Annotated in this window: 13 protein-coding genes; 2 read left to right on the top strand and 11 right to left on the bottom strand. The window is 68.8% G+C overall.

Translation table 11 applies throughout. The annotated features are described in order from the left end of the window. Window positions 1-24 precede the first annotated feature (24 nt). The 7 genes from trxA to ACIQ6R_RS21000 form a co-directional block, all read right to left on the bottom strand. Window positions 25-357, bottom strand: a complete 333-nt coding sequence (trxA, locus tag ACIQ6R_RS21030) for a thioredoxin (protein WP_121748009.1) — start codon at window positions 355-357, stop codon at window positions 25-27. A 41-nt stretch (window positions 358-398) separates the two neighbouring features. Further along, the gene (gene trxB, locus ACIQ6R_RS21025) at window positions 399-1367 is read right to left on the bottom strand and encodes a thioredoxin-disulfide reductase (protein ID WP_404222819.1); all 969 of its coding nucleotides are present in this window, start codon (window positions 1365-1367) and stop codon (window positions 399-401) included. A gap of 163 nt (window positions 1368-1530) precedes the next feature. Then, window positions 1531-2433 (bottom strand): anti-sigma factor family protein, encoded by a 903-nt coding sequence (locus ACIQ6R_RS21020; RefSeq protein WP_404223019.1) that lies wholly within the window; start codon window positions 2431-2433, stop codon window positions 1531-1533. A 17-nt stretch (window positions 2434-2450) separates the two neighbouring features. Then, window positions 2451-3176, bottom strand: coding sequence for an RNA polymerase sigma factor SigM (sigM, locus tag ACIQ6R_RS21015; RefSeq protein WP_404222818.1), 726 nt, complete (start codon window positions 3174-3176; stop codon window positions 2451-2453). A 27-nt stretch (window positions 3177-3203) separates the two neighbouring features. Beyond that, complete coding sequence (locus ACIQ6R_RS21010) at window positions 3204-4901, bottom strand: protein kinase family protein (protein ID WP_404222817.1); 1698 nt, start codon at window positions 4899-4901, stop codon at window positions 3204-3206. A gap of 140 nt (window positions 4902-5041) precedes the next feature. Next, the gene (gene murJ / locus ACIQ6R_RS21005) at window positions 5042-7429 is read right to left on the bottom strand and encodes a murein biosynthesis integral membrane protein MurJ (RefSeq protein ID WP_404222816.1); all 2388 of its coding nucleotides are present in this window, start codon (window positions 7427-7429) and stop codon (window positions 5042-5044) included. 44 nt (window positions 7430-7473) lie between these two features. Then, window positions 7474-9879 carry a DUF6049 family protein gene (locus ACIQ6R_RS21000; protein WP_404222815.1) on the bottom strand — a complete coding sequence of 802 codons (2406 nt, stop codon included), beginning with the start codon at window positions 9877-9879 and terminating at the stop codon, window positions 7474-7476. A gap of 234 nt (window positions 9880-10113) precedes the next feature. Between ACIQ6R_RS21000 and ACIQ6R_RS20995 the strand changes: the two genes are divergently transcribed. Next, complete coding sequence (locus ACIQ6R_RS20995; protein ID WP_404172918.1) at window positions 10114-11559, top strand: CCA tRNA nucleotidyltransferase; 1446 nt, start codon at window positions 10114-10116, stop codon at window positions 11557-11559. 146 nt (window positions 11560-11705) lie between these two features. On the opposite strand, the gene ACIQ6R_RS20990 is transcribed toward ACIQ6R_RS20995, so the two are convergent. The 4 genes from ACIQ6R_RS20990 to ACIQ6R_RS20975 all read right to left on the bottom strand — a co-directional run bounded on the left by ACIQ6R_RS20990 (window position 11706) and on the right by ACIQ6R_RS20975 (window position 15499). Beyond that, complete coding sequence (locus tag ACIQ6R_RS20990; RefSeq protein ID WP_404222814.1) at window positions 11706-12230, bottom strand: hypothetical protein; 525 nt, start codon at window positions 12228-12230, stop codon at window positions 11706-11708. Window positions 12231-12353: 123 nt separating this feature from the next. After that, complete coding sequence (locus ACIQ6R_RS20985) at window positions 12354-13616, bottom strand: MFS transporter (RefSeq protein WP_404222812.1); 1263 nt, start codon at window positions 13614-13616, stop codon at window positions 12354-12356. Between the two features lie 78 nt (window positions 13617-13694). Further along, window positions 13695-14777: an inositol-3-phosphate synthase gene (locus tag ACIQ6R_RS20980; RefSeq protein ID WP_404172909.1), complete on the bottom strand. Its 1083-nt coding sequence runs from the start codon at window positions 14775-14777 to the stop codon at window positions 13695-13697. A 44-nt stretch (window positions 14778-14821) separates the two neighbouring features. Then, window positions 14822-15499: a PadR family transcriptional regulator gene (locus ACIQ6R_RS20975; RefSeq protein WP_404172906.1), complete on the bottom strand. Its 678-nt coding sequence runs from the start codon at window positions 15497-15499 to the stop codon at window positions 14822-14824. A gap of 665 nt (window positions 15500-16164) precedes the next feature. Between ACIQ6R_RS20975 and ACIQ6R_RS20970 the strand changes: the two genes are divergently transcribed. Beyond that, the gene (locus ACIQ6R_RS20970) at window positions 16165-18552 is read left to right on the top strand and encodes a transglycosylase domain-containing protein (RefSeq protein WP_404222811.1); all 2388 of its coding nucleotides are present in this window, start codon (window positions 16165-16167) and stop codon (window positions 18550-18552) included. Window positions 18553-18602: the final 50 nt, after the last annotated feature.

Genomic DNA, 18602 nt, shown 5'->3' with positions numbered 1-18602 from the left:
CCCATTCGTGTTTCACGTGAAACGTCAGTCGGCGATGAAGTCCTCAAGGTCGCGAACGATCGCGGCCTTCGGCTTGGCGCCGACGATGGTCTTGGCGACCTCGCCACCCTGGTAGACGTTCAGGGTCGGGATGGACATGACGCCGTACTTGGCGGCCGTACCCGGGTTCTCGTCGATGTTCAGCTTGACGATCTCGATCTTGTCGCCGTACTCGGCGGCGATGGCCTCGAGGGACGGCGCGATCTGACGGCACGGACCGCACCAGGCGGCCCAGAAGTCCACCAGGACGGGCTTGTCGTTCTTGAGGACATCCTGCTCGAAGGAGTCGTCGGTCACTTGCTTCAGGGTGCCGGCCACGGCGGGCTCCTTAACTGGTTGGTGCGCGGGGTGGATGAGGGTCAGACGGTGGTCTTCTCGGGCTCGGCCTTGTCCTCGTCGGTGAGCGAGGCGAGGAAGCGCTCGGCGTCGAGTGCGGCGGAGCAGCCGGTGCCGGCGGCGGTGATCGCCTGGCGGTAGGTGTGGTCGACCACGTCTCCGGCGCCGAAGACGCCGGTCAGGTTGGTGCGGGTCGACGGGGCGTCGACCTTCAGGTAGCCCTCCGGGTCCAGGTCGAGCTGGCCCTTGAAGAGCTCGGTGCGCGGGTCGTGACCGATCGCGATGAAGAGGCCGGTCACCGCCAGGTCCGAGAGTTCGCCGGTCTTGACGTTGCGCAGCTTCAGGCCAGACAGCTTCTGGTCGCCCTGGACCTCGGCGACCTCGCTGTCCCAGACGAACGAGATCTTGGGGTCGGCGAAGGCGCGCTCCTGCATCGCCTTGGAGGCGCGCAGGGTGTCACGGCGGTGGACGATCGTCACGGACTTGGCGAAGCGGGAGAGGAACGTGGCCTCTTCCATCGCGGTGTCACCGCCGCCGATCACGGCGATGTCCTGGTCCTTGAAGAAGAAGCCGTCACAGGTCGCGCACCAGGAGACGCCGCGGCCGGACAAGGCGTCCTCGTTCGGCAGACCGAGCTTGCGGTGCTGGGAGCCGGTGGTGATGATGACGGCCTTGGCCTGGTGGACGGTCCCCGCGGTGTCGGTGACCTTCTTGATCTCGCCGCTCAGGTCGACGGCGACGACATCGTCCGGGATCAGCTCGGCGCCGAAGCGCTCCGCCTGGGCGCGCATGTTGTCCATGAGCTCGGGGCCCATGATGCCGTCCTGGAAGCCCGGGAAGTTCTCCACCTCGGTGGTGTTCATCAGGGCACCGCCCGCGGTGACGGCGCCCTCGAACACCAGCGGCTTCAGCGACGCGCGCGCGGTGTAGAGCGCCGCCGTGTAGCCGGCGGGCCCGGAGCCGATGATGATCACGTTTCGGACGTCGCTCACGGCTTCATTCCTCGTCTCTGGACTGCGTCTTCAGGGCCGGGTGGAGCTTCTCTCGGAACTCTCACCCCACCCAACGGATCCTACGGGGCCCGCATTCCCGCTGTGTCCGGGCACACGGAGCCGAGGGGCCGGGCACAGCGGGAAGAGGGCCGTGCGCGAGCGCTCAGGAACGCGCGTAGGAGTGCTTCAAAAGGATCTCGGCCTTGCTGACAGCAGGCTGGGCCACACACGTCGACTCGACGATGTACGCGGTGACACGGCTGTCGTTAAAGGCGTCGGGCAGCACCACGAGCAGCACCTCCTTGCCCTTGTAGACGCCTTCCTTCGTGGCGAGCGCCGCGTCGTCGCGGCCGATGCCCTTCCGGATGCATTCGGGGACCGTCGGCTGCTTGAAGACGCGGTTCTCACCGCCGGTCTCGGACTCCATGCCGAAGCTGCGCGGTGTACGCGGTCCGTTCTGCGCGCCGTCCTGCTCCGTGGCGACGAGAGCAGCGACCTGCTCCTGCAACTTTCCTTCGGAGAAGGTGTCCGCAAGCGCGGTGTCGTCGGACGGGCTGCCCCCAGTGACGGACGAGACGATCACGGAGCCGAGCCCGATGGCGGCAGCGGCGGCCACGGCGCCGAGGACGGCCATCCTGCGTCGCCCGCCTCGCTTGCGGTCCTTGCGGCCAGGGCCGGTGGAGGAAGGGCGGGCGTGCCCGGAGGGTCGGTCCGTCGTGACCGATGTTTCACGTGAAACACGACGAGCGCTGTCGCTGTCATTCCCGTCGGATGCGGTGGGCGCGGCAGAGGCCGGCACCGGTGTCGGATCCAGAGGGTCCGGCACGGTGGCGCTCAGCAGTGCCTCGGCCGCCAGGGCGGCGTCGATACGGCCGGCCACGTCGTCAGGCATCCGCGTCGGCCCGGGCAGCGTGCCGAGCAGTCCCTGGATCTCCTCCAGCGACGCGTACACGTCCGCGCAGAGCTCGCAGGTCTCCAGGTGCTGTCGTACGTCCGTGGTCCGGGACGGCGGGAGCAGGCCTTCGGCGAGGTCGGAGATCTCCGCGACGTCCGGGTGCCCGGTCATGTCTGTCGTCGACGACGTCACGCTCGTCCACCTCCGCCCTTCACTGCGGCTGAATCGCTCGGCCCTGCGTCCGGCGGGTCCGCACGGTGCGGTCCCGCTGCGGGTGGGACGGATGCCCCCTGCGTCCGGTTCCGTTTCGCTCCCGGCCGCGTGTCCTCGCCACTGCCGTCCGGGCGCAGGTGGGTGAGCAGTGGCAGGAGTCTGGCTCTGCCTCGGGCGCATCGGCTCTTGATCGTGCCGGTCGGCACGTCGAGGATCCGGGCGGCTTCCGCGACGGGGTAGCCCTGCATGTCCACCAGGACGAGGGCGGCCCGCTGGTCGGCCGGCAGGGTACCCAGAGCCTCCAGCAGCTGGCGGTGCAGCTCGTTGCGCTCTGCGGGGGCGGAGGCCGACTCGTGCGGCTCCAGGAGCTGCTCCAGGCGCTCGGTGTCGTCGACGGGGGCGGTCTTCCGGGAGGCGGCCTTGCGGGCACGGTCCAGGCAGGCGTTCACCGTGATCCGGTGCAGCCACGTGGTGACGGCTGCCTGGCCGCGGAAGGTGTGGGCGGCGCGGTAGGCGGAGACGAGCGCGTCCTGAACGGCGTCAGCGGCCTCCTCCCGGTCCCCCAGCGTCCGCAGGGCCACCGCCCAGAGACGGTCCCGGTGGCGGCGGACGAGCTCAGCGAAGGCGTCGGGGTCGCCTTCTACGTGGCGGGCGAGGAGGTCCTGATCGTCTACGTCGTCACGACTCGCGCTGCCCGGCATCACACCCCCTCCTTGCGGCAGATGCCGTCAGCTGGTCACCTTGATGTCCGCCAGGCGGCCGCGCCACTGCCCGTCCGATTGCATCGGCAGATCAGTGAGCCACACCAGGAGGTACCGGCTCTGGAGGGCCTTGCCCGGCTTGAGTTCCACCGTGGTGCCCGAGCCCTCGGCGACTTTGCTGTACTCGTCGAAGGACGTGGGCCCCGTTGTGGCGTCCTTGGGCGCGCTGCGCAGCTCGACGGACGTGCTCCCGACGAAGGAGACGGTCACCTTTCCGACCTGCTGGATCTTGCCGAGGTCCACGACGACGCCGACCCCTGACTTCAGTCGGCCGAAATCGGAGCTGAAGTAGTAGTCCGTCTGCCAATACGTCGATGTGCTGCCGTCGTAGACGTTCTTTATCTCGGACGGCTTCTCGGACTGGTCGCCGAAGGGGTCGAAGTCCCGGGCGTCGACGATGGGGACCGGCTTACCGGCCACCGGAACCTTGGGGCTCTTGTCGTTGTCGCCGTCCGTCGTCTGCGTCTGGTTCTGGTCGCCCGCCTTGCCGCCCCGCTCCATGATCGCGTCCGCGAGCTGCCAGCTGCCCAGGCCGAGTGCTGCGATCAGCAGGGCCGACACGCTCCACTTCAGTGCCTTGCCGGTACGGCTCTGCAACGGTGGCGGCGGGGTAGGCACCGGCTGCGTGACGCCGGGGTGCGGTGCCGGACGGCCGTAGGCGCCCTGCTGGTAGGCCGTGCGCTGGTACTGGGGCGGGGCGGCGTACGTCGGCTCCGGCGGGCGGATGCGGGGCATCTCGCCGATCGCCTTCACCAGTTCCTCCGGCGTGGTGCACGGGGTCTCGTGGCGGGAGGCGGTGGCGCCGTCGTTGGCGAGTGCCCGCATGGCGAGCTCGGACAGGCCGCGGTGGACACCCGCGCGTACCTGGTCCGGGGGGATCAGCCCGATGTCCTTGGGCAGACCTGCCAGGCCGTGGGCGTCGCTCTCGTACGGCCAGCGCTGGGTGAGCGTGGCGTACAGCAGGGCGCCGATCGCCTCGGTGTCGGTGCGCTGGGGAGTGTCGGAACTGATGCCGCGGAGCGCGGCGTTGACGGCGAGTCCGCGGATCCGCCACTGGCCCGTAGACGTCCGCAGCACCGCGGTGGGGCTCAGGCGCAGATGGGCGAGGCCTTCACGGTGAGCGGCCGCCATGGCACCCGCGACCTGACTCACCATCTGGTAGGCGTCATACACCTCCAGCGGGCCGGAGGCGAGCAGAGCGGTCAGCTCGGTGGCGTCGGGGAGCCACTCGTGCACCACGTAGACGATGTCGTTGTCCTCGACGGCGTCGAGGACCTGGACGAAGCGGGGGTCGCCGAGAAGGGCGGAGGAACGTGCCGCGGCCAGCACGGAGCGGGCGCGTGTGTGGTCCGCCGGAAGGATGTGGACCCCGACGGCGCGGCGGAGTTTCTCGTCGACGGCGCGCCAACTGCTGAAGCCGTCCAGACGGGTGACGCACTCCTCGAGGCGGTAGCGTCTGGCGAGTTTGTGCCCGCTGTGCAGTTCGGGAGGCGAGGCCTTGCCGGAATCCTCGCTCGTGGGGCTCCCCTGTGCCTCGTCGCTGTCCGTTTCCCGCTCCCGGTTGTTGGCCACCCCGTCGGCCGTGGACTGGTCCGCCTGGGCGGTCAGCGGCTCATCGCCGCTGTTGTCTGCCACGTCGACGGCAGCTGTGCTCCGTTCCGCCACCGTCGTTCCTGCCTCCCCATTCGATGCGCGCCGGCCGACTCCCGATGCGCGCAGTCCGACGCCGAACCCAATTGTGCCCACAGTCCGCCGCTATGCACGACACACGGCGGCGAACGATGGTTGTGCGCCTACCCCGGGTCTCAGCGTCCCAGGCGTCCGCGCACCATGCCGACCAGCGAGTTGACTTCCTCGATACGCATGCGGCGGGCGGCGACGAAGAAGACGCCGAACAGGAGCAGCCCGCCGGCCAGCAGCGCCGCGAACGACCCCAGTACGCCCTGTCCGAGCGCTCGGCTGATCGCGTAGCAGGCGGCACCGCTGAGCAGGGCGGCCGGGACGGACGCGATGCACAGCCGGGCGTACGTCCGCAGCACCCGGGCGCCGTCCAGGTCCCCACCGAGCCGCTTGCGCAGCCTGCGCCACGCGATGCCCACGCCGATCACGTAGGCCAGGCCGTAGGAGGCGGCCATGCCGACGACGGCCCAGCGGGCCGGGAGCAGGAAGTAACAGAGCCCTGCGGCAGTGGCGTTGACGGCGGCCACGATGACCGTGTTGTAGAAGGGCGTCCGGGTGTCCTCGTAAGCGTAGAAGGCGCGCAGGACGACGTACTGCACCGAGTAGGGGATAAGGCCGAGGCCGAAGGCCATCAGCATGTAGCCCATGTTGGTGGCCGCGCCCGTGCCCGAGGAGCCGAAGATCAGCGTGCACATCGGAATGCCGAGGGCGACGAAGCCGAAGGAGACCGGCACGATCGCGACGGCCGTCGTGCGCAGGCCCTGCGAGATGTCGTCGCGGACCGCGCCGCCGTCGTTCTCGGATGCCGAGCGGGAGATGCGGGGCAGCAGCGCGGCCATCAGGGAGACGGTGATGATGGCCTGCGGCAGGCCCCAGATCAGCTGGGCGTTGGCATAGGCGCTGAAACCGGTGCCGGGGATGTTGGTGTCCGTGACCGACGCCGTGGCCAGCTGGGTGACGACGAGGGCGCCCGCCTGGTTGGCGAGGACGAACAGGATGGTCCACTTGGCGAGCATCGCGGCCTTGCCGAGACCGTGGCCCTTCCAGTCGAACCGCAGCCGCAGCTTGAACCCGGTCTCGCGCAGGTAGGGGATCATCGCCAGGGCCTGGACCACGAGGCCGAGGAGTACGCCGACACCGAGCAGCCGCTCGCCTTCCGGCGGAATGTTCTGGACGGTCATGCCGGAGTCGCCGGCGGTGCCGTAGACCCAGATGAACGTGCCGAGCGTGACGATGATGACGATGTTGTTCAGGACCGGGGTCCACATCATCGCGCCGAACCGGCCCCGGGCGTTGAGAATCTGCCCCATCACCACGTGGACGCCCATGAAGAAGATGGACGGCAGGAAGTACCGGGTGAAGGTGACGGCCGTCTCGTTGGCCGCCGGGTTCGTGGCGACCGGGTTCGACAGTGCGCGAACCAGCAGCGGGGCCGCGAGCATGGCGAGCGCGGTGAGGGCCCCGAGGGCGACCATGACCAGGGTCAGAAGCCGGTTGGCGTAGGCCTCGCCGCCGTCCTCGTCCTCCTTCATGGCACGAACGAGCTGCGGAACGAAGACCGAGTTGAGACCGCCGCCGACAGTCAGAATGTAGATCATCGTCGGCAGCTGGTAGGCGATCTGGAACGACTCGCCGAGCAGTGCGAGTCCCAGGGCCGAGACGATCATCGCGGACCGGATGAACCCGGTGAGCCGGGACACCATCGTGCCCGCCGCCATCACGGCGCTCGACTTCAGCAGGCCCCCCGCACGCCCGCCCTTCTTGGGCGCGGCGGCCGGCGCGGCGGCGGGTTCGGGCTCCTGGAGGGGCGCCTCGGCCGCTTCCGGAGTGGGCGCCACCGCGTACTGGCCCGGCGCGGGCGCCACGTGCTGCTGCTGATCGGGCGCCGGAGCAGGGCCGCCGTACTGGCCGTACGCCGGAGCGTTCCCGTACGGGTCGGGCCCCTGGTGCGCGCCGTACTGCCCCGGCCCCGGTGCCCCGTCGTACTGCCCCGGTGCCGGCGCGGGGGCGGGCACGGAGGCGTGGTCGTCGTAGGAGGGGTGGCCGCCGCCCTGCTGCTGGTCCCGGAAGAGGTGGGCGAAGGCGTCCGGCTCGTGGCGCTGCTCGCCGGCCTGGGTGACCAGGTCGTCCACACCGACGAACTGGGTGGTCCGCGGGTCGTCCCCGTACGGAAGGTACTGCGTCGGGCCCTCCGGCTCGGGGGCCGGGGTCTGGGCCCAGACGCGTGGGTCGGGGGCGTAGGGGGACTGGGAGGGCTGGGAGTACAGCGGCTGCTGCGGCGGGTACGTGCCCGGGGGCGGCGGGGGGTGCGCGGCGCGGTCGTAGAGCGCCTCGGAGACCGGGTCCTGGGCGGAGAGGTCCTGCGCCCGGTAGGGATCCTGGTCGTAGGCGTCCTGGAGGTACATGTCCGCGGGCGGCTGCGGCGGTGTCTGGCCGGGGTCGGGCGGCGGACCCTCGGGGTGACCCGAGCCGTCCACGGTCTGACCGCGGTCACCGTCGTACGGCGCGTTCATGGTTACCCCACCTCATCGTCCCGGGCCCACCGGCCACGACATCCTCAACGGTCCACTCTCTCACCCGTGCCGGACGGGTCGGCGCTTTCCGCTGCGGTGTCCGGTGTCGGGTCACTCGGCTGCTCCGGGTCGCCTGCCCGGGGGCGTGCCTCGGACTCTTCCTTGAGACGTTCGTCGGAGCCTTCCGGGTTCTGCGGGCCGTCCTCGGAGTTCTCCGAGTCCTCGGGCTCCTCCGCCTCGCCGGTTTCGCTCTTCTCCGCATCGCGGGCAGCGGCCCGCTTGCGCTGCGTGTACATCCGGAAGCCGGCCAGGACGAGCAGCAGGACACCGCCGCCGATGACGAGCATCACGGTGGCCGTGATCTCGGTGACCTTCACGTCGAAGGTGACGGGCTCGCCGTACCTCCGCCCGTCCATCGTGTACAGCTGGGCGATCACCGTCGCGCGGCCGTTGGCGTTGGCCGACGTGGTGAACTTCACCGACTGGCTGTGGCCGCCGGAGACCGAGATCGGCTGTTCCTCGTAGTCGGCGCCATCGATCTCGAGCCGCGTCGGGTTGGTCGAGGTGAGCCGCAGGACCAGGGGGCCGACGTCCTGCACCAGGTTGTTCTGCACCGTCACGGGAATCGTGGCGCTGCGACCGGAGAGCTTCGTCTCCGACTTGTCGATCAGTTTGACCCGGCCGGTCAGCCCGTCGAGGTACGCCTTCACGCCGTCGCGGAACGACTCCGCTTCGGCGGCCCGGCCTCGCCACGACGCGGACATCTCCCGGTTCAGTGCCCGTCCGAACGGCGTCACCACCCGGGACGGGTCCGAGAGGACGACCTTGAAGCTGTCCAGCGTGTCCTGCGTCCGCGCGATCTGCACGAACGCCGTCCGGGGCAGTTCGTTCTTGCGCAGCGCCGAGGGGTAGGAGGAGGGGCCGGGCACCTTGGTGGTGGCGTCCGGGTCCGGCTTGGCGGTGGCGGCCGCCGCCAGCTTCTGGGACTCGGACCAGGTGCCGCCCTGCAGCGCCCGCAGCGCCTCCGCCATCGCGCGTGCCTGGTTTCCGGAGGGCATGCGCTGCGGGGCGATGACGACGCTGCGCTGCTTGCCGGTCTGGAGGCCCAGGGCCAGGCTCTGGGCGAGGAACCGCTGCACCGCGAGCGTGGAGGCGGAGGCTCTCGTCAGATCGCCCTCGAACGCCGTGGACAGCCGGGCGTCCGCGACGACGGCCGTCGTGCCGCCGCCGATGGGGCGGGCCGCGGAGGGCGTGTAGGGCAGGCCGTTGGTCTCCTGAAGGCTGTCACTGCGGGCGATCACCTTGTCGGCGCCCGCGGAGGTGGCGACCTTGACGATCGACCCGTCGACGGCTCCCTCCACGGGCCAGGCGAAGTCGGTGTTCGGCTTCACATGGAGGATCGGCTCGACCGTGTTGGCGATGACGTCCGTGGCACTCTTCAGCTGGTTCAGCGATCCGCTGACGTCCGTGCCGTTGTGGGCCAGGGAGGCAAGGTCCGGGTCGGCGAAGGGAAGGGCGACGACCTCCTTGTCGGCCACCGCGTCCTGCAGCTCGGCGAGCCACTGCTTGGCGATGTCCTGATGGGTGCCGGCGACCGTCTTGTCGCCGTCCCGAACGCGGTAGCTGCCCGTCATCGCGTCGACGGAGGCCAGCAGGTCCGGGTCGACCACCCAGGTGACATCGAGGTCCTTGCCCAGCGTCACCATCTGGTTCAGCCGGCCCCCGGGGGAGATCTCCTCGGCCAGGTCGTCGTTGAGGAAGACCGGTGTCTGCTCCTCGTTCGGTCCCGTCTCGGCGGCCATGTGCGTGGTCGACACGAGCGGCCACAGAGCCGTCGTCTTCGTCCTGGGGTCGGCCGCGTCGGGCTGCCAGGGCAGGAAGGTCCGCTGGACGCCGAGAATCTGCTCCCAGGGTTGCGCGGAGGTCTCCCCGGACAGCGAGACGGCGAATTCGTAGACACCGTCCTCCCCCAGGTCCAGGTCGTCGACCGGTACGGAGATGTTGAAGTGCTCGGCGACACCGGGGCTGAGCTTGGAGAACTTCTCGGTGTACTTGTCGTCGATCTCCGGGGCGATGGTGCCCTGAAGATCGTTGGCGTCCTTGGCGATCGCGTCGAGGGACGAGCGGGTGTTGACCTCGGGCCCGACGCGCAGGCCCACGTGGGCGTCGGTGACGGCCTGCTTGCCGTGGTTGGTCACGGTGCCCGACACGGTCACCGTGTCGCCGTCCGTGGGTGCGGAGGGTGTGAGCGAGTCGACTGCGACGGCCACCGAGCCCGAATCGGCGTCGGCCTTGGCCGAGGGCTGCCCGTCGGCGTGTGCCGAACCGGCGGCTGGCAGCTGGACCAGGCCGGCCAGCAGCGGCGCCCCGGCGAGCAGCGCCGTGGTGCGCCGTAGCCACCGGCGGGCAGGTGAGGGACTGGTCCCCTGGAAGTCTGCCGCCTCGGCCACGCGCTCGCCCGTCCCTCGTCGTCGTCAGTGGTCGTCGGAATGTGCGTCCACGCATGGTAACGATGCGCGCCGAGGGGAAGTGCCGCGGAGTACGCCACAAGATCCACCACCGAGCGAGGCTGTCCCCTATGTGCGCCTATAAAGGGAGCACCGCGGAAGTGGGGGATTCCATGCGCGATCAACCCGATCAATGGGGGCGCCGGTCTCCGCCCGGGCCACGTACCCTGTTCTGTTGTGCCGAACGCCAACGAAGTCAGCCCCAGTGCCCCCAGCCAGGAGCAGCACCGTGCGGTGAGTGAACCGCTGCGGGTCGCCCCTGTCGCAGACGACCTTGCCCGTCGCTTTCAGGAGGCCGGGTTCTCTCTTGCCCTGGTCGGTGGCTCGGTCCGGGACGCGTTGCTCGGCCGGCTCGGCAACGACCTGGACTTCACGACCGACGCCCGCCCTCAGGACGTCCTGAAGATCGTGCGGCCTTGGGCGGACGCCGTCTGGGAGGTCGGGATCGCGTTCGGCACTGTCGGGGCGCAGAAAGAGGGCTTCCAGATCGAGGTGACCACCTACCGGTCGGAGGCGTACGACCGCACCTCGCGCAAGCCGGAGGTGTCGTACGGCGACTCCATCGAGGAGGATCTCGTCCGGCGTGACTTCACGGTGAACGCGATGGCCGTCGCGCTCCCGGAGAAGGTGTTCATCGATCCGCACGGCGGGCTCGACGACCTCGCGGCGCGTGTGCTGCGCACTCCGGGCACCCCCGAGCAGTCCTTCTCCGACGACCCGCTCCGGATGATGCGGGCCGCGCGGTTCGCCGCGCAGCTGGACTTCGAGGTGGCTCCCGAGGTGGTCGCCGCCATGAAGGACATGGCCGGACGCATCGACATCGTCTCCGCCGAGCGGGTCCGGGATGAGCTGAACAAGCTGGTCCTCTCCTCTCACCCGCGCAAGGGTCTGAGCCTGCTGGTGGAGACCGGCATCGCCGAGCAGGTCCTGCCCGAGCTGCCGGCGCTGCGCCTGGAGCGGGACGAGCACCACCGGCACAAGGACGTCTACGACCACACACTCATCGTCCTGGAGCAGGCGATGGCCCTGGAGGACGAGGGCCCCGACCTGATCCTCCGCCTGGCGGCCCTGCTGCACGACATCGGCAAGCCGCGCACACGCCGCTTCGAGCAGGACGGCCGGGTCTCGTTCCACCACCACGAAGTGGTCGGGGCCAAGATGACGAAGAAGCGCATGACCGCGCTCAAGTACTCCAACGACCTGGTGAAGGACGTCTCGCGCCTGGTCGAGCTGCACCTGCGTTTTCACGGTTACGGCACGGGCGAGTGGACGGACTCCGCCGTCCGTCGTTATGTCCGGGACGCCGGGCCGCTGCTCGACCGGCTCCACAAGCTGACCCGTTCCGACTGCACGACCCGTAACAAGCGCAAGGCCTCGGCGCTCTCGCGCGCGTACGACGGGCTGGAGGAGCGGATCGCGCAGCTCCAGGAGCAGGAGGAATTGGACGCGATCCGGCCGGACCTGGATGGCAACCAGATCATGGAGATCCTCGGCGTCCGTCCCGGACCGGCCGTCGGTCAGGCTTACAAGCACCTGCTGGAGCTTCGTCTGGAGAACGGGCCGATGGAGTTCGACGCGGCGGTGGCGGCGCTCAAGGAGTGGTGGGCTGAGCAGGAGGCGTGAGCCGTGGACCGGCGCCATGTTTCACGTGAAACACGGCGCCGGTGACGAAGCGCGGCGAGGGCGGTGCTGAACCGGCGAAAGGGGCGGTGTTTCACGTGAAACACCGCCCCTGAGAACGTCCGCGCGAAGCGTCCGCGATCTCTGCCTTACTTCTTGTAGTCCTTCAGGCAGAGCAGGAAGTCACTGCCGCTACCGCTCTCGGTGTACGAGTACTGGAAGTCCTTGGCCTCTTCCGAGCACTTGCTCTCGGCGGTGAGAGCGGAGTAGGACCCCTCGACCTTGGCCAGCACCACGTACTGGGCCTTCGAGTCGCCGCAGTCGACGACCTCGAGGTCCGGGTTGCTGTCGCTGCTGCTGCCGCGGTGCATGCAGTCGCCGACCGCAGCCGAGGTGGCGTCGTCCCGGCTGGCGATGTAACCACCGACGGCCACACATACGACGATCACGGCGATGACGATGTTCTTGATCGTCTTGAAGGTCGGCTTGCGTCGGGCCGGCTGCGGCGGGACCGGGGCGTACGGCCCACCCTGCTGGGGGAAACCGGGCTGGCCAGGCTGCTGCGGGAAACCCGGCTGGCCCTGGGCGAACGGGTTCTGTCCGTGGGGCTGCTGCGGAGCCTGCGGCTGGCCCTGCGCGAACGGGTTGCCCTGGGGCGGCGGCGGAGTGGTCACTGGGGGTCCCCCTGAAAACATAGGTGCGTGTCGCGGACATGGCGCGAATAAGACGCACGTAAGCTACCGGGTTCCCCTGACATCTCCGTAGTTCAGAGGGGCTCTGTGGCATTGATGTGACACTTACTGGCTCTCAAACCGGGCCATAGTCGTCGCAACCGCTCCGTAGACCAAGGCAACTGTCACGATCAGCGGCACCGACCGTCCGTCCGGCGGAAGCATCAACGCGGCCACTCCGGCGGCGCCGACGAAGGCGATGTTGAACAGCACGTCGTACACGGAGAAGATCCGGCCGCGGAAGGTGTCGTCGACCGAGGACTGCACCACCGTGTCGGTCGAGATCTTCGCCCCCTGCGTGGTCAGGCCGAGGACGAACGCCGCGGCGAGCAGCGGCACGGTGGCGAACGGCAGACCGAGCGCCGGGACCAGCACGGTGGCGGCCCCCGCGCACACCGCCATCCAGCGGCCGGGCCCGAGCCGTCCCGCCGCCCAGGGAGTGATCACCGCGGCCGCGAAGAAGCCCGCGCCGGAGACGCCCAGCGCCAGCCCCAGCAGAGCGAGCCCCTCGTCCGTGTCCGAGGTCAGGGCGTACCGGCACAGCATCAGCAGCATCACCAGCAGGGCGCCGTAGCAGAACCGCATCAGCGTCATGCCCGCGAGCGACCAGGCCGCTTCCCTGCGTGCGGGCGCGGCGAGATGACGTACTCCCGCCACCAGGTCGCGGGCGGTGCCGACGACTGCCGAGGTGAGCCGGGGCGGGACGCGCGCGGGGTCGGGGCCCAGCAGCTCCACGGCGATGCGAAGCGACGCCAACGCCCCGCACAGGTACAGGGCGGCCCCGAGCAGCACCACGGCGGCATCGGAGTCCGCGACCACGAGGCGTACGACGAAGGCGAGGCCGCCGCCCGCTGTCGCGGCCAGGGTGCCGGCCGTCGGCGAGAGCGAGTTGGCGATCACCAGACGCTCCTCGTCCACCACACGCGGCAGCGCGGCGGACAGGCCCGCGAGAACGAAGCGGTTGACGGCGGTGACACAGAGGGCCGAGACGTAGAAGAGCCAGTCCGGGACGGAGGCGATCATCAGCACGGCCGTCGCCGACGCCAGTGCGGCGCGCAGCAGGTTGCCGTACAGAAAGACCTGGCGGCGGCGCCAGCGGTCCAGCAGGACGCCGGCGAAGGGGCCCACCAGGGAGTACGGGAGCAGCAGGACCGCCATCGCGGAGGCGATCGCGGCGGGCGAGGTCTGCTTCTCCGGGGAGAAGACCACATAGGTGGCGAGCGCGACCTGGTAGACGCCGTCGGCGCCCTGGGAGAGCAGGCGGACGGCGAGCAGGCGCCGAAAGCCCTTCAGGCGCAGCAGGACGCGCAGGTCACGGACGACGGCCATGGGGCACAGCCTCACATACGGGAGAGGTCCCCGGGTCATGCGACCCGGGGACCTCCGACGGACCGGAGTCCGCGCTTGTCAGCGCTCGACCTCGCCGGCGATGAACTTCTCGACGTTGGCGCGGGCCTCGTCGTCGAAGTACTGGACCGGCGGGGACTTCATGAAGTAGCTCGACGCCGAAAGGATCGGGCCGCCGATGCCGCGGTCCTTGGCGATCTTCGCGGCGCGCAGGGCGTCGATGATGACACCGGCCGAGTTCGGGGAGTCCCAGACCTCGAGCTTGTACTCCAGGTTCAGCGGGACATCGCCGAACGCGCGGCCCTCCAGGCGGACGTAGGCCCACTTGCGGTCGTCCAGCCAGGCCACGTAGTCGGACGGGCCGATGTGGACGTTCTTCTCGCCCATGTCCCGGTCGGGGATCTGGGAGGTGACGGCCTGCGTCTTGGAGATCTTCTTCGACTCGAGGCGGTCACGCTCGAGCATGTTCTTGAAGTCCATGTTGCCGCCGACGTTCAGCTGCATCGTGCGGTCCAGGATCACACCCCGGTCCTCGAACAGCTTCGCCATGACGCGGTGCGTGATGGTGGCGCCGACCTGCGACTTGATGTCGTCACCGACGATCGGGACGCCCGCCTCGGTGAACTTGTCCGCCCACTCCTTGGTGCCGGCGATGAAGACCGGGAGGGCGTTGACGAAGGCGACCTTGGCGTCGATGGCGCACTGGGCGTAGTACTTCGCCGCGTCCTCGGAGCCGACGGGCAGGTAGCAGACGAGGACGTCGACCTGCTTGTCCTTGAGGATCTGGACCATGTCGACCGGCGCCTCGGCGGACTCCTCGATGGTCTCGCGGTAGTACTTGCCGAGACCGTCGAGGGTGTGGCCACGCTGGACCTGGACGCCGCTGTTCGGCACGTCGCAGATCTTGATGGTGTTGTTCTCGGAGGCGCCGATGGCGTCCGCGAGGTCCAGACCGACCTTCTTGGCGTCCACGTCGAAGGCGGCGACGAACTCGATGTCACGGACGTGGTAGTCGCCGAACTGGACGTGCATCAGGCCCGGGACCTTGGCCGCCGGGTCGGCGTCCTTGTAGTACTCGACGCCCTGCACCAGCGATGCGGCGCAGTTGCCCACACCGACGATGGCTACGCGAACCGAACCCATTCCGGTTGCTCCCTGTGTGTACGAGTGAGGCCCTGACTGGGCGCTCACGTGGCGGTGTCGCCGGGCGTATCCGGCCGGGGGTCGTCCCCGGACCGGGGCAGGCCGCCCGTCGCTCCAGATGTCGTGTCCTGTTGAGCGGTCCCCTCCGACGCGGAACCCCGCAGGTCCCGCCCCGCCCGCTCGCTCTCGATGAGCTCGTTCAGCCAGCGCACCTCGCGCTCCACGGACTCCATTCCGTGGCGCTGCAGCTCAAGCGTGTAGTCGTCGAGTCGCTCCCGGGTGCGCGCCAGTGAGGCGCTCATCTTCTCCAGGCGCTCCTCCAGCCGGCTGCGCCGGCCTTCGAGTACGCGCATGCGCACGTCACGCGACGTCTGTCCGAAGAACGCGAAGCGAGCGGCGAAGGTCTCGTCCTCGTACGCGTCCGGGCCCGTCTGCGAGAGGAGCTGCTCGAAGTGTTCCTTACCGTCGGCCGTCAACCGGTAGACGATCTTGGCTCGTCGACCCGTGAGGGAGGCGGCGGCCTCGTCGACGTTCCCCGGTTCCTCGATCAACCAGCCGTTGGCGACCAGCGTCTTGAGGCAGGGGTAGAGCGTCCCGTAACTGAACGCCCGGAACACACCCAGTGACGTGTTGAGCCGTTTACGCAGCTCATAGCCGTGCATCGGGGATTCGCGGAGCAGGCCGAGTACGGCGAACTCGAGGATGCCGGAACGCCGGCTCATCGTCGCCTCCTCTCGTCCTTATGCCGCGCTGATGTATCGGCTCGATACATCAGCACGATAGAACGAGCTCTCGTGTGCGACAAGAGGGGGGGCCGGTGACCGGGGTCACATCAGGGATTCATCGTGAGCAAGTTGCCTGATTTGAGGTGAACTTCGAGGCTCGGGGGTTTTGGCGGTGCGTAGTCTGTGCGCCATGCAGACCACCGGGAACCGAGTGACGCCTGGGGGCGTCCCTGTCCCTGGTGCAGTACGGGTGAATGCGGAAGGGGCCGCATCCGTACTTCGGGGGGACCGGAAAACAGCCGCCTTTACCAGGCGCGCAAAGGTGCGCCTGCCCGAGGAGTAGTCGTTCGATGAGCGAGCACCGTCGCAAACCGCCGCAGCCGCAGGGAGGCGGACGTGCCGCGGCCCGACGCGGCCAGTCCGGCTCGTCCTCCGGCCGCCGTGCGGCACCGCGAGGCGCCACAGGGTCTCCGTCCGGCTCGTACGGTCCGGAGGACGAGGAGCGTCCGTACGGCAGTCGTGCCGAAGCCCGGCGCGCGGCACAGCGGGGCGGAGGCGGTCGCCGTAGAGCGGCCGAGCCGGGCCGCGGCGGCCGGCGTGCCGCTCCTGCCGGGCCGGTCGTGGTCGGCAGGGGGCGCGCGGCCCCGTCCGGCAAGAAGCGGATGATCGACTACCCGCGCCGTGACCGTGATGGGTGGCGACGCTGGACGCCGTCCTGGAAGCTCGTCTCCGGGCTGTGCATTGGCTTCTTCGGCAGTCTGGTGGCCGCCGCGGGCATCGCGTACGCCATGGTGGGCATCCCTGACGTGGCCAAGATCGCGAAAGCTCAGAACAACGTCTACTACTGGTCCGACGGCACCCAGATGGTCGCCACGGGCGGTGACCGGAACCGCCAGAGCGTCAACCTCTCCCAGATTCCCAAGGAGATGCGCAACGCGGTCATCTCCCAGGAGAACAAGACCTTCTACTCCGACAGCGGCATCGACCCCAAGGGCATCGCCCGCGCCGTGTTCAACATGGCCAAGGGCGGTGACACACAGGGTGGCTCCACCATCACCCAGCAGTACGTGAAGAACGCGATGCTGAACGACCAGTCGCAGACGATCTCCCGCAAGGCCAAGGAGATCCTCGTCTCGATCAAGGTCGGTACCGAGGTGCCCAAGGACGAGATCCTCGAGGGCTACCTGAACTCCGCGTACTACGGTCGTGGCGCCTATGGCATCCAGGCGGCCGCACGCGCGTACTTCAACGTGGACGCCGTCGACCTCAACGCGGGCCAGTGCGCCTTCCTGTCCGCGGTGCTCAAGGGCGCCACGTACTACGACCCGGCGGGCGCGACCTCGATCGACCCGGCCGCCACGCAGGAGGCCAACAGCAAGCGTGCCAAGGCTCAGATGCAGGACACGCTCGACAAGATGGTGGAGTACGGGCATCTGAGCCAGGAGGACCGGGCGAGGTTCACGGAACTCCCCAAGGTGGAGAATCCGCAGTCGAACTCGCAGCTGGGCGGCCAGATCGGTTACCTCGTCAGGCTTGCCAAGGCCTCCGTGGTCCGCAGTGGCGTCGCCACGGAGCAGAAGCTGGAGAAGGGCGGCTACTCGATCTACACGACCTTCGACAAGAAGAAGGTCAAGGAACTCGAAACCGCTGTCCAGAAGGTCTACAAGAAGAACATCGACCCGAAGAAGCGCCCCGGCACGGACACCCACGTCCAGTTCGGCGGGGCCTCTGTGGATCCCGAGACCGGGGCCATCAGGGCCATCTACGGCGGTCAGGACGCCACCCAGCACTTCACCAACAACGCCGACGTCACCGGCGCCCAGGTCGGTTCGACCTTCAAGCCGTACGTGCTCGCGGCCGCGATGAAGTGGGGTGTGCGCGATCCCGACCTCGGTGAGACCCAGGCCCAGGACGAGCGCACGGTCGTCTCCCCGAAGAGCCTCTACAGCGGCAAGAACAACCTCAAGATCAAGAACTACGACGGCTCGGTCTGGCAGAACGAGAAGGGCGAGCAGTGGCGTCAGGAGAATGACGGCAAGCAGAGCGTGGGTGAAGCGCCGAACTACAAGATCGACCTACGTGAGGCCATGCGGGAGTCGGTGAACTCCGCCTTCGTGCAGCTCGGCATGGATGTCGGTCTGGACAAGGTGAAGGAGGCGGCCGTCGACGCAGGGCTCCTGGAGGACAGCCTGGCGGGCTCCTCATACCCGTCTTTCTCCCTCGGTGTCTCGGACCCGAGCGCCATCCGCATGGCGGGCGCGTACGCCACCTTCGCGGAGAGTGGCAAGCAACGTGAGCCCTTCTCCGTCACCAAGGTGTCGAACAAGGACGGCACGGTCTACACGCACAAGGTGGAGACCAAGCAGGCGTTCACCGCGAAGGTCGCGGACAACGTCACGGACGTCCTGAAGACCGTCGTCGAGGACGGAACGGGTTCCAACGCCCAGCTGCCCGGCCGAGAGGTGGCCGGTAAGACCGGTACCACGGACGGCAACCAGTCCGCCTGGTTCGTCGGCTACACCCCGCAGCTGTCGACCGCGATCAGCATGTTCCGCTACCCGGACGACGAGACGATCAAGAACCGCTCGTTCATGGAGATGTACGGAACGGGTGGCGAGAAGAAGATCCACGGTGCGTCCTTCCCGTCCATCATCTGGCAGGACTACATGGAGGACGCGCTGAAGGGCACCAAGGCGGAGAAGTTCCCGAAGCCGGAGCCCATCGGCGAGGTCATCAACGACACCCCGCCGCCCAGCCCGACTCCCTCTCCCTCCCCGACGGAGGAGGAGGAGGAGACGAGTCCGTCCCCGTCACCGTCGCCCAGTGAGACCGAGACCAGTCCCTCCCCCACGCCGAGCGACACCTGCGGTGTCTTCGAGTTCAACTGCGAGGACGGCGACAACAGCGGCAACGAGAACGCCGGCAATGAGAACGGTGGCTCGGAAGGCAGTCCGTCTCCTTCGACGTCGCCCAGTGGGACAGGGGAAGAGGACGACAGCAGAGGCAACCAGAACGGGGGAAGCGGCTTCATCGCCGGCCAGAACGGCTAGCCGCTGGAATATCCGGCATGGGTGTTTCACGTGAAACGCCCGCAAGTTTC

Origin of the sequence: Streptomyces sp. NPDC096048 (assembly GCF_044763415.1) — a bacterium.
In the GTDB taxonomy this organism is placed as follows: domain Bacteria; phylum Actinomycetota; class Actinomycetes; order Streptomycetales; family Streptomycetaceae; genus Streptomyces.
Note: the sequence above shows the minus strand (reverse complement) of the source record. Positions and strands in the feature narration are given on the sequence as shown.

What these genes read in the sequence shown, in the direction of transcription:
- sigM (WP_404222818.1), bottom strand. Translation starts at nt 3,176, where the DNA reads ATGCCGGGCAGCGCGAGTCGTGACGACGTAGACGATCAGGACCTCCTC.
- ACIQ6R_RS20975 (WP_404172906.1), bottom strand. Translation starts at nt 15,499, where the DNA reads ATGAGCCGGCGTTCCGGCATCCTCGAGTTCGCCGTACTCGGCCTGCTC.
- ACIQ6R_RS20985 (WP_404222812.1), bottom strand. Translation starts at nt 13,616, where the DNA reads ATGGCCGTCGTCCGTGACCTGCGCGTCCTGCTGCGCCTGAAGGGCTTT.
- murJ (WP_404222816.1), bottom strand. Translation starts at nt 7,429, where the DNA reads ATGAACGCGCCGTACGACGGTGACCGCGGTCAGACCGTGGACGGCTCG.
- ACIQ6R_RS20980 (WP_404172909.1), bottom strand. Translation starts at nt 14,777, where the DNA reads ATGGGTTCGGTTCGCGTAGCCATCGTCGGTGTGGGCAACTGCGCCGCA.
- ACIQ6R_RS20970 (WP_404222811.1), top strand. Translation starts at nt 16,165, where the DNA reads ATGATCGACTACCCGCGCCGTGACCGTGATGGGTGGCGACGCTGGACG.
- ACIQ6R_RS21020 (WP_404223019.1), bottom strand. Translation starts at nt 2,433, where the DNA reads ATGACCGGGCACCCGGACGTCGCGGAGATCTCCGACCTCGCCGAAGGC.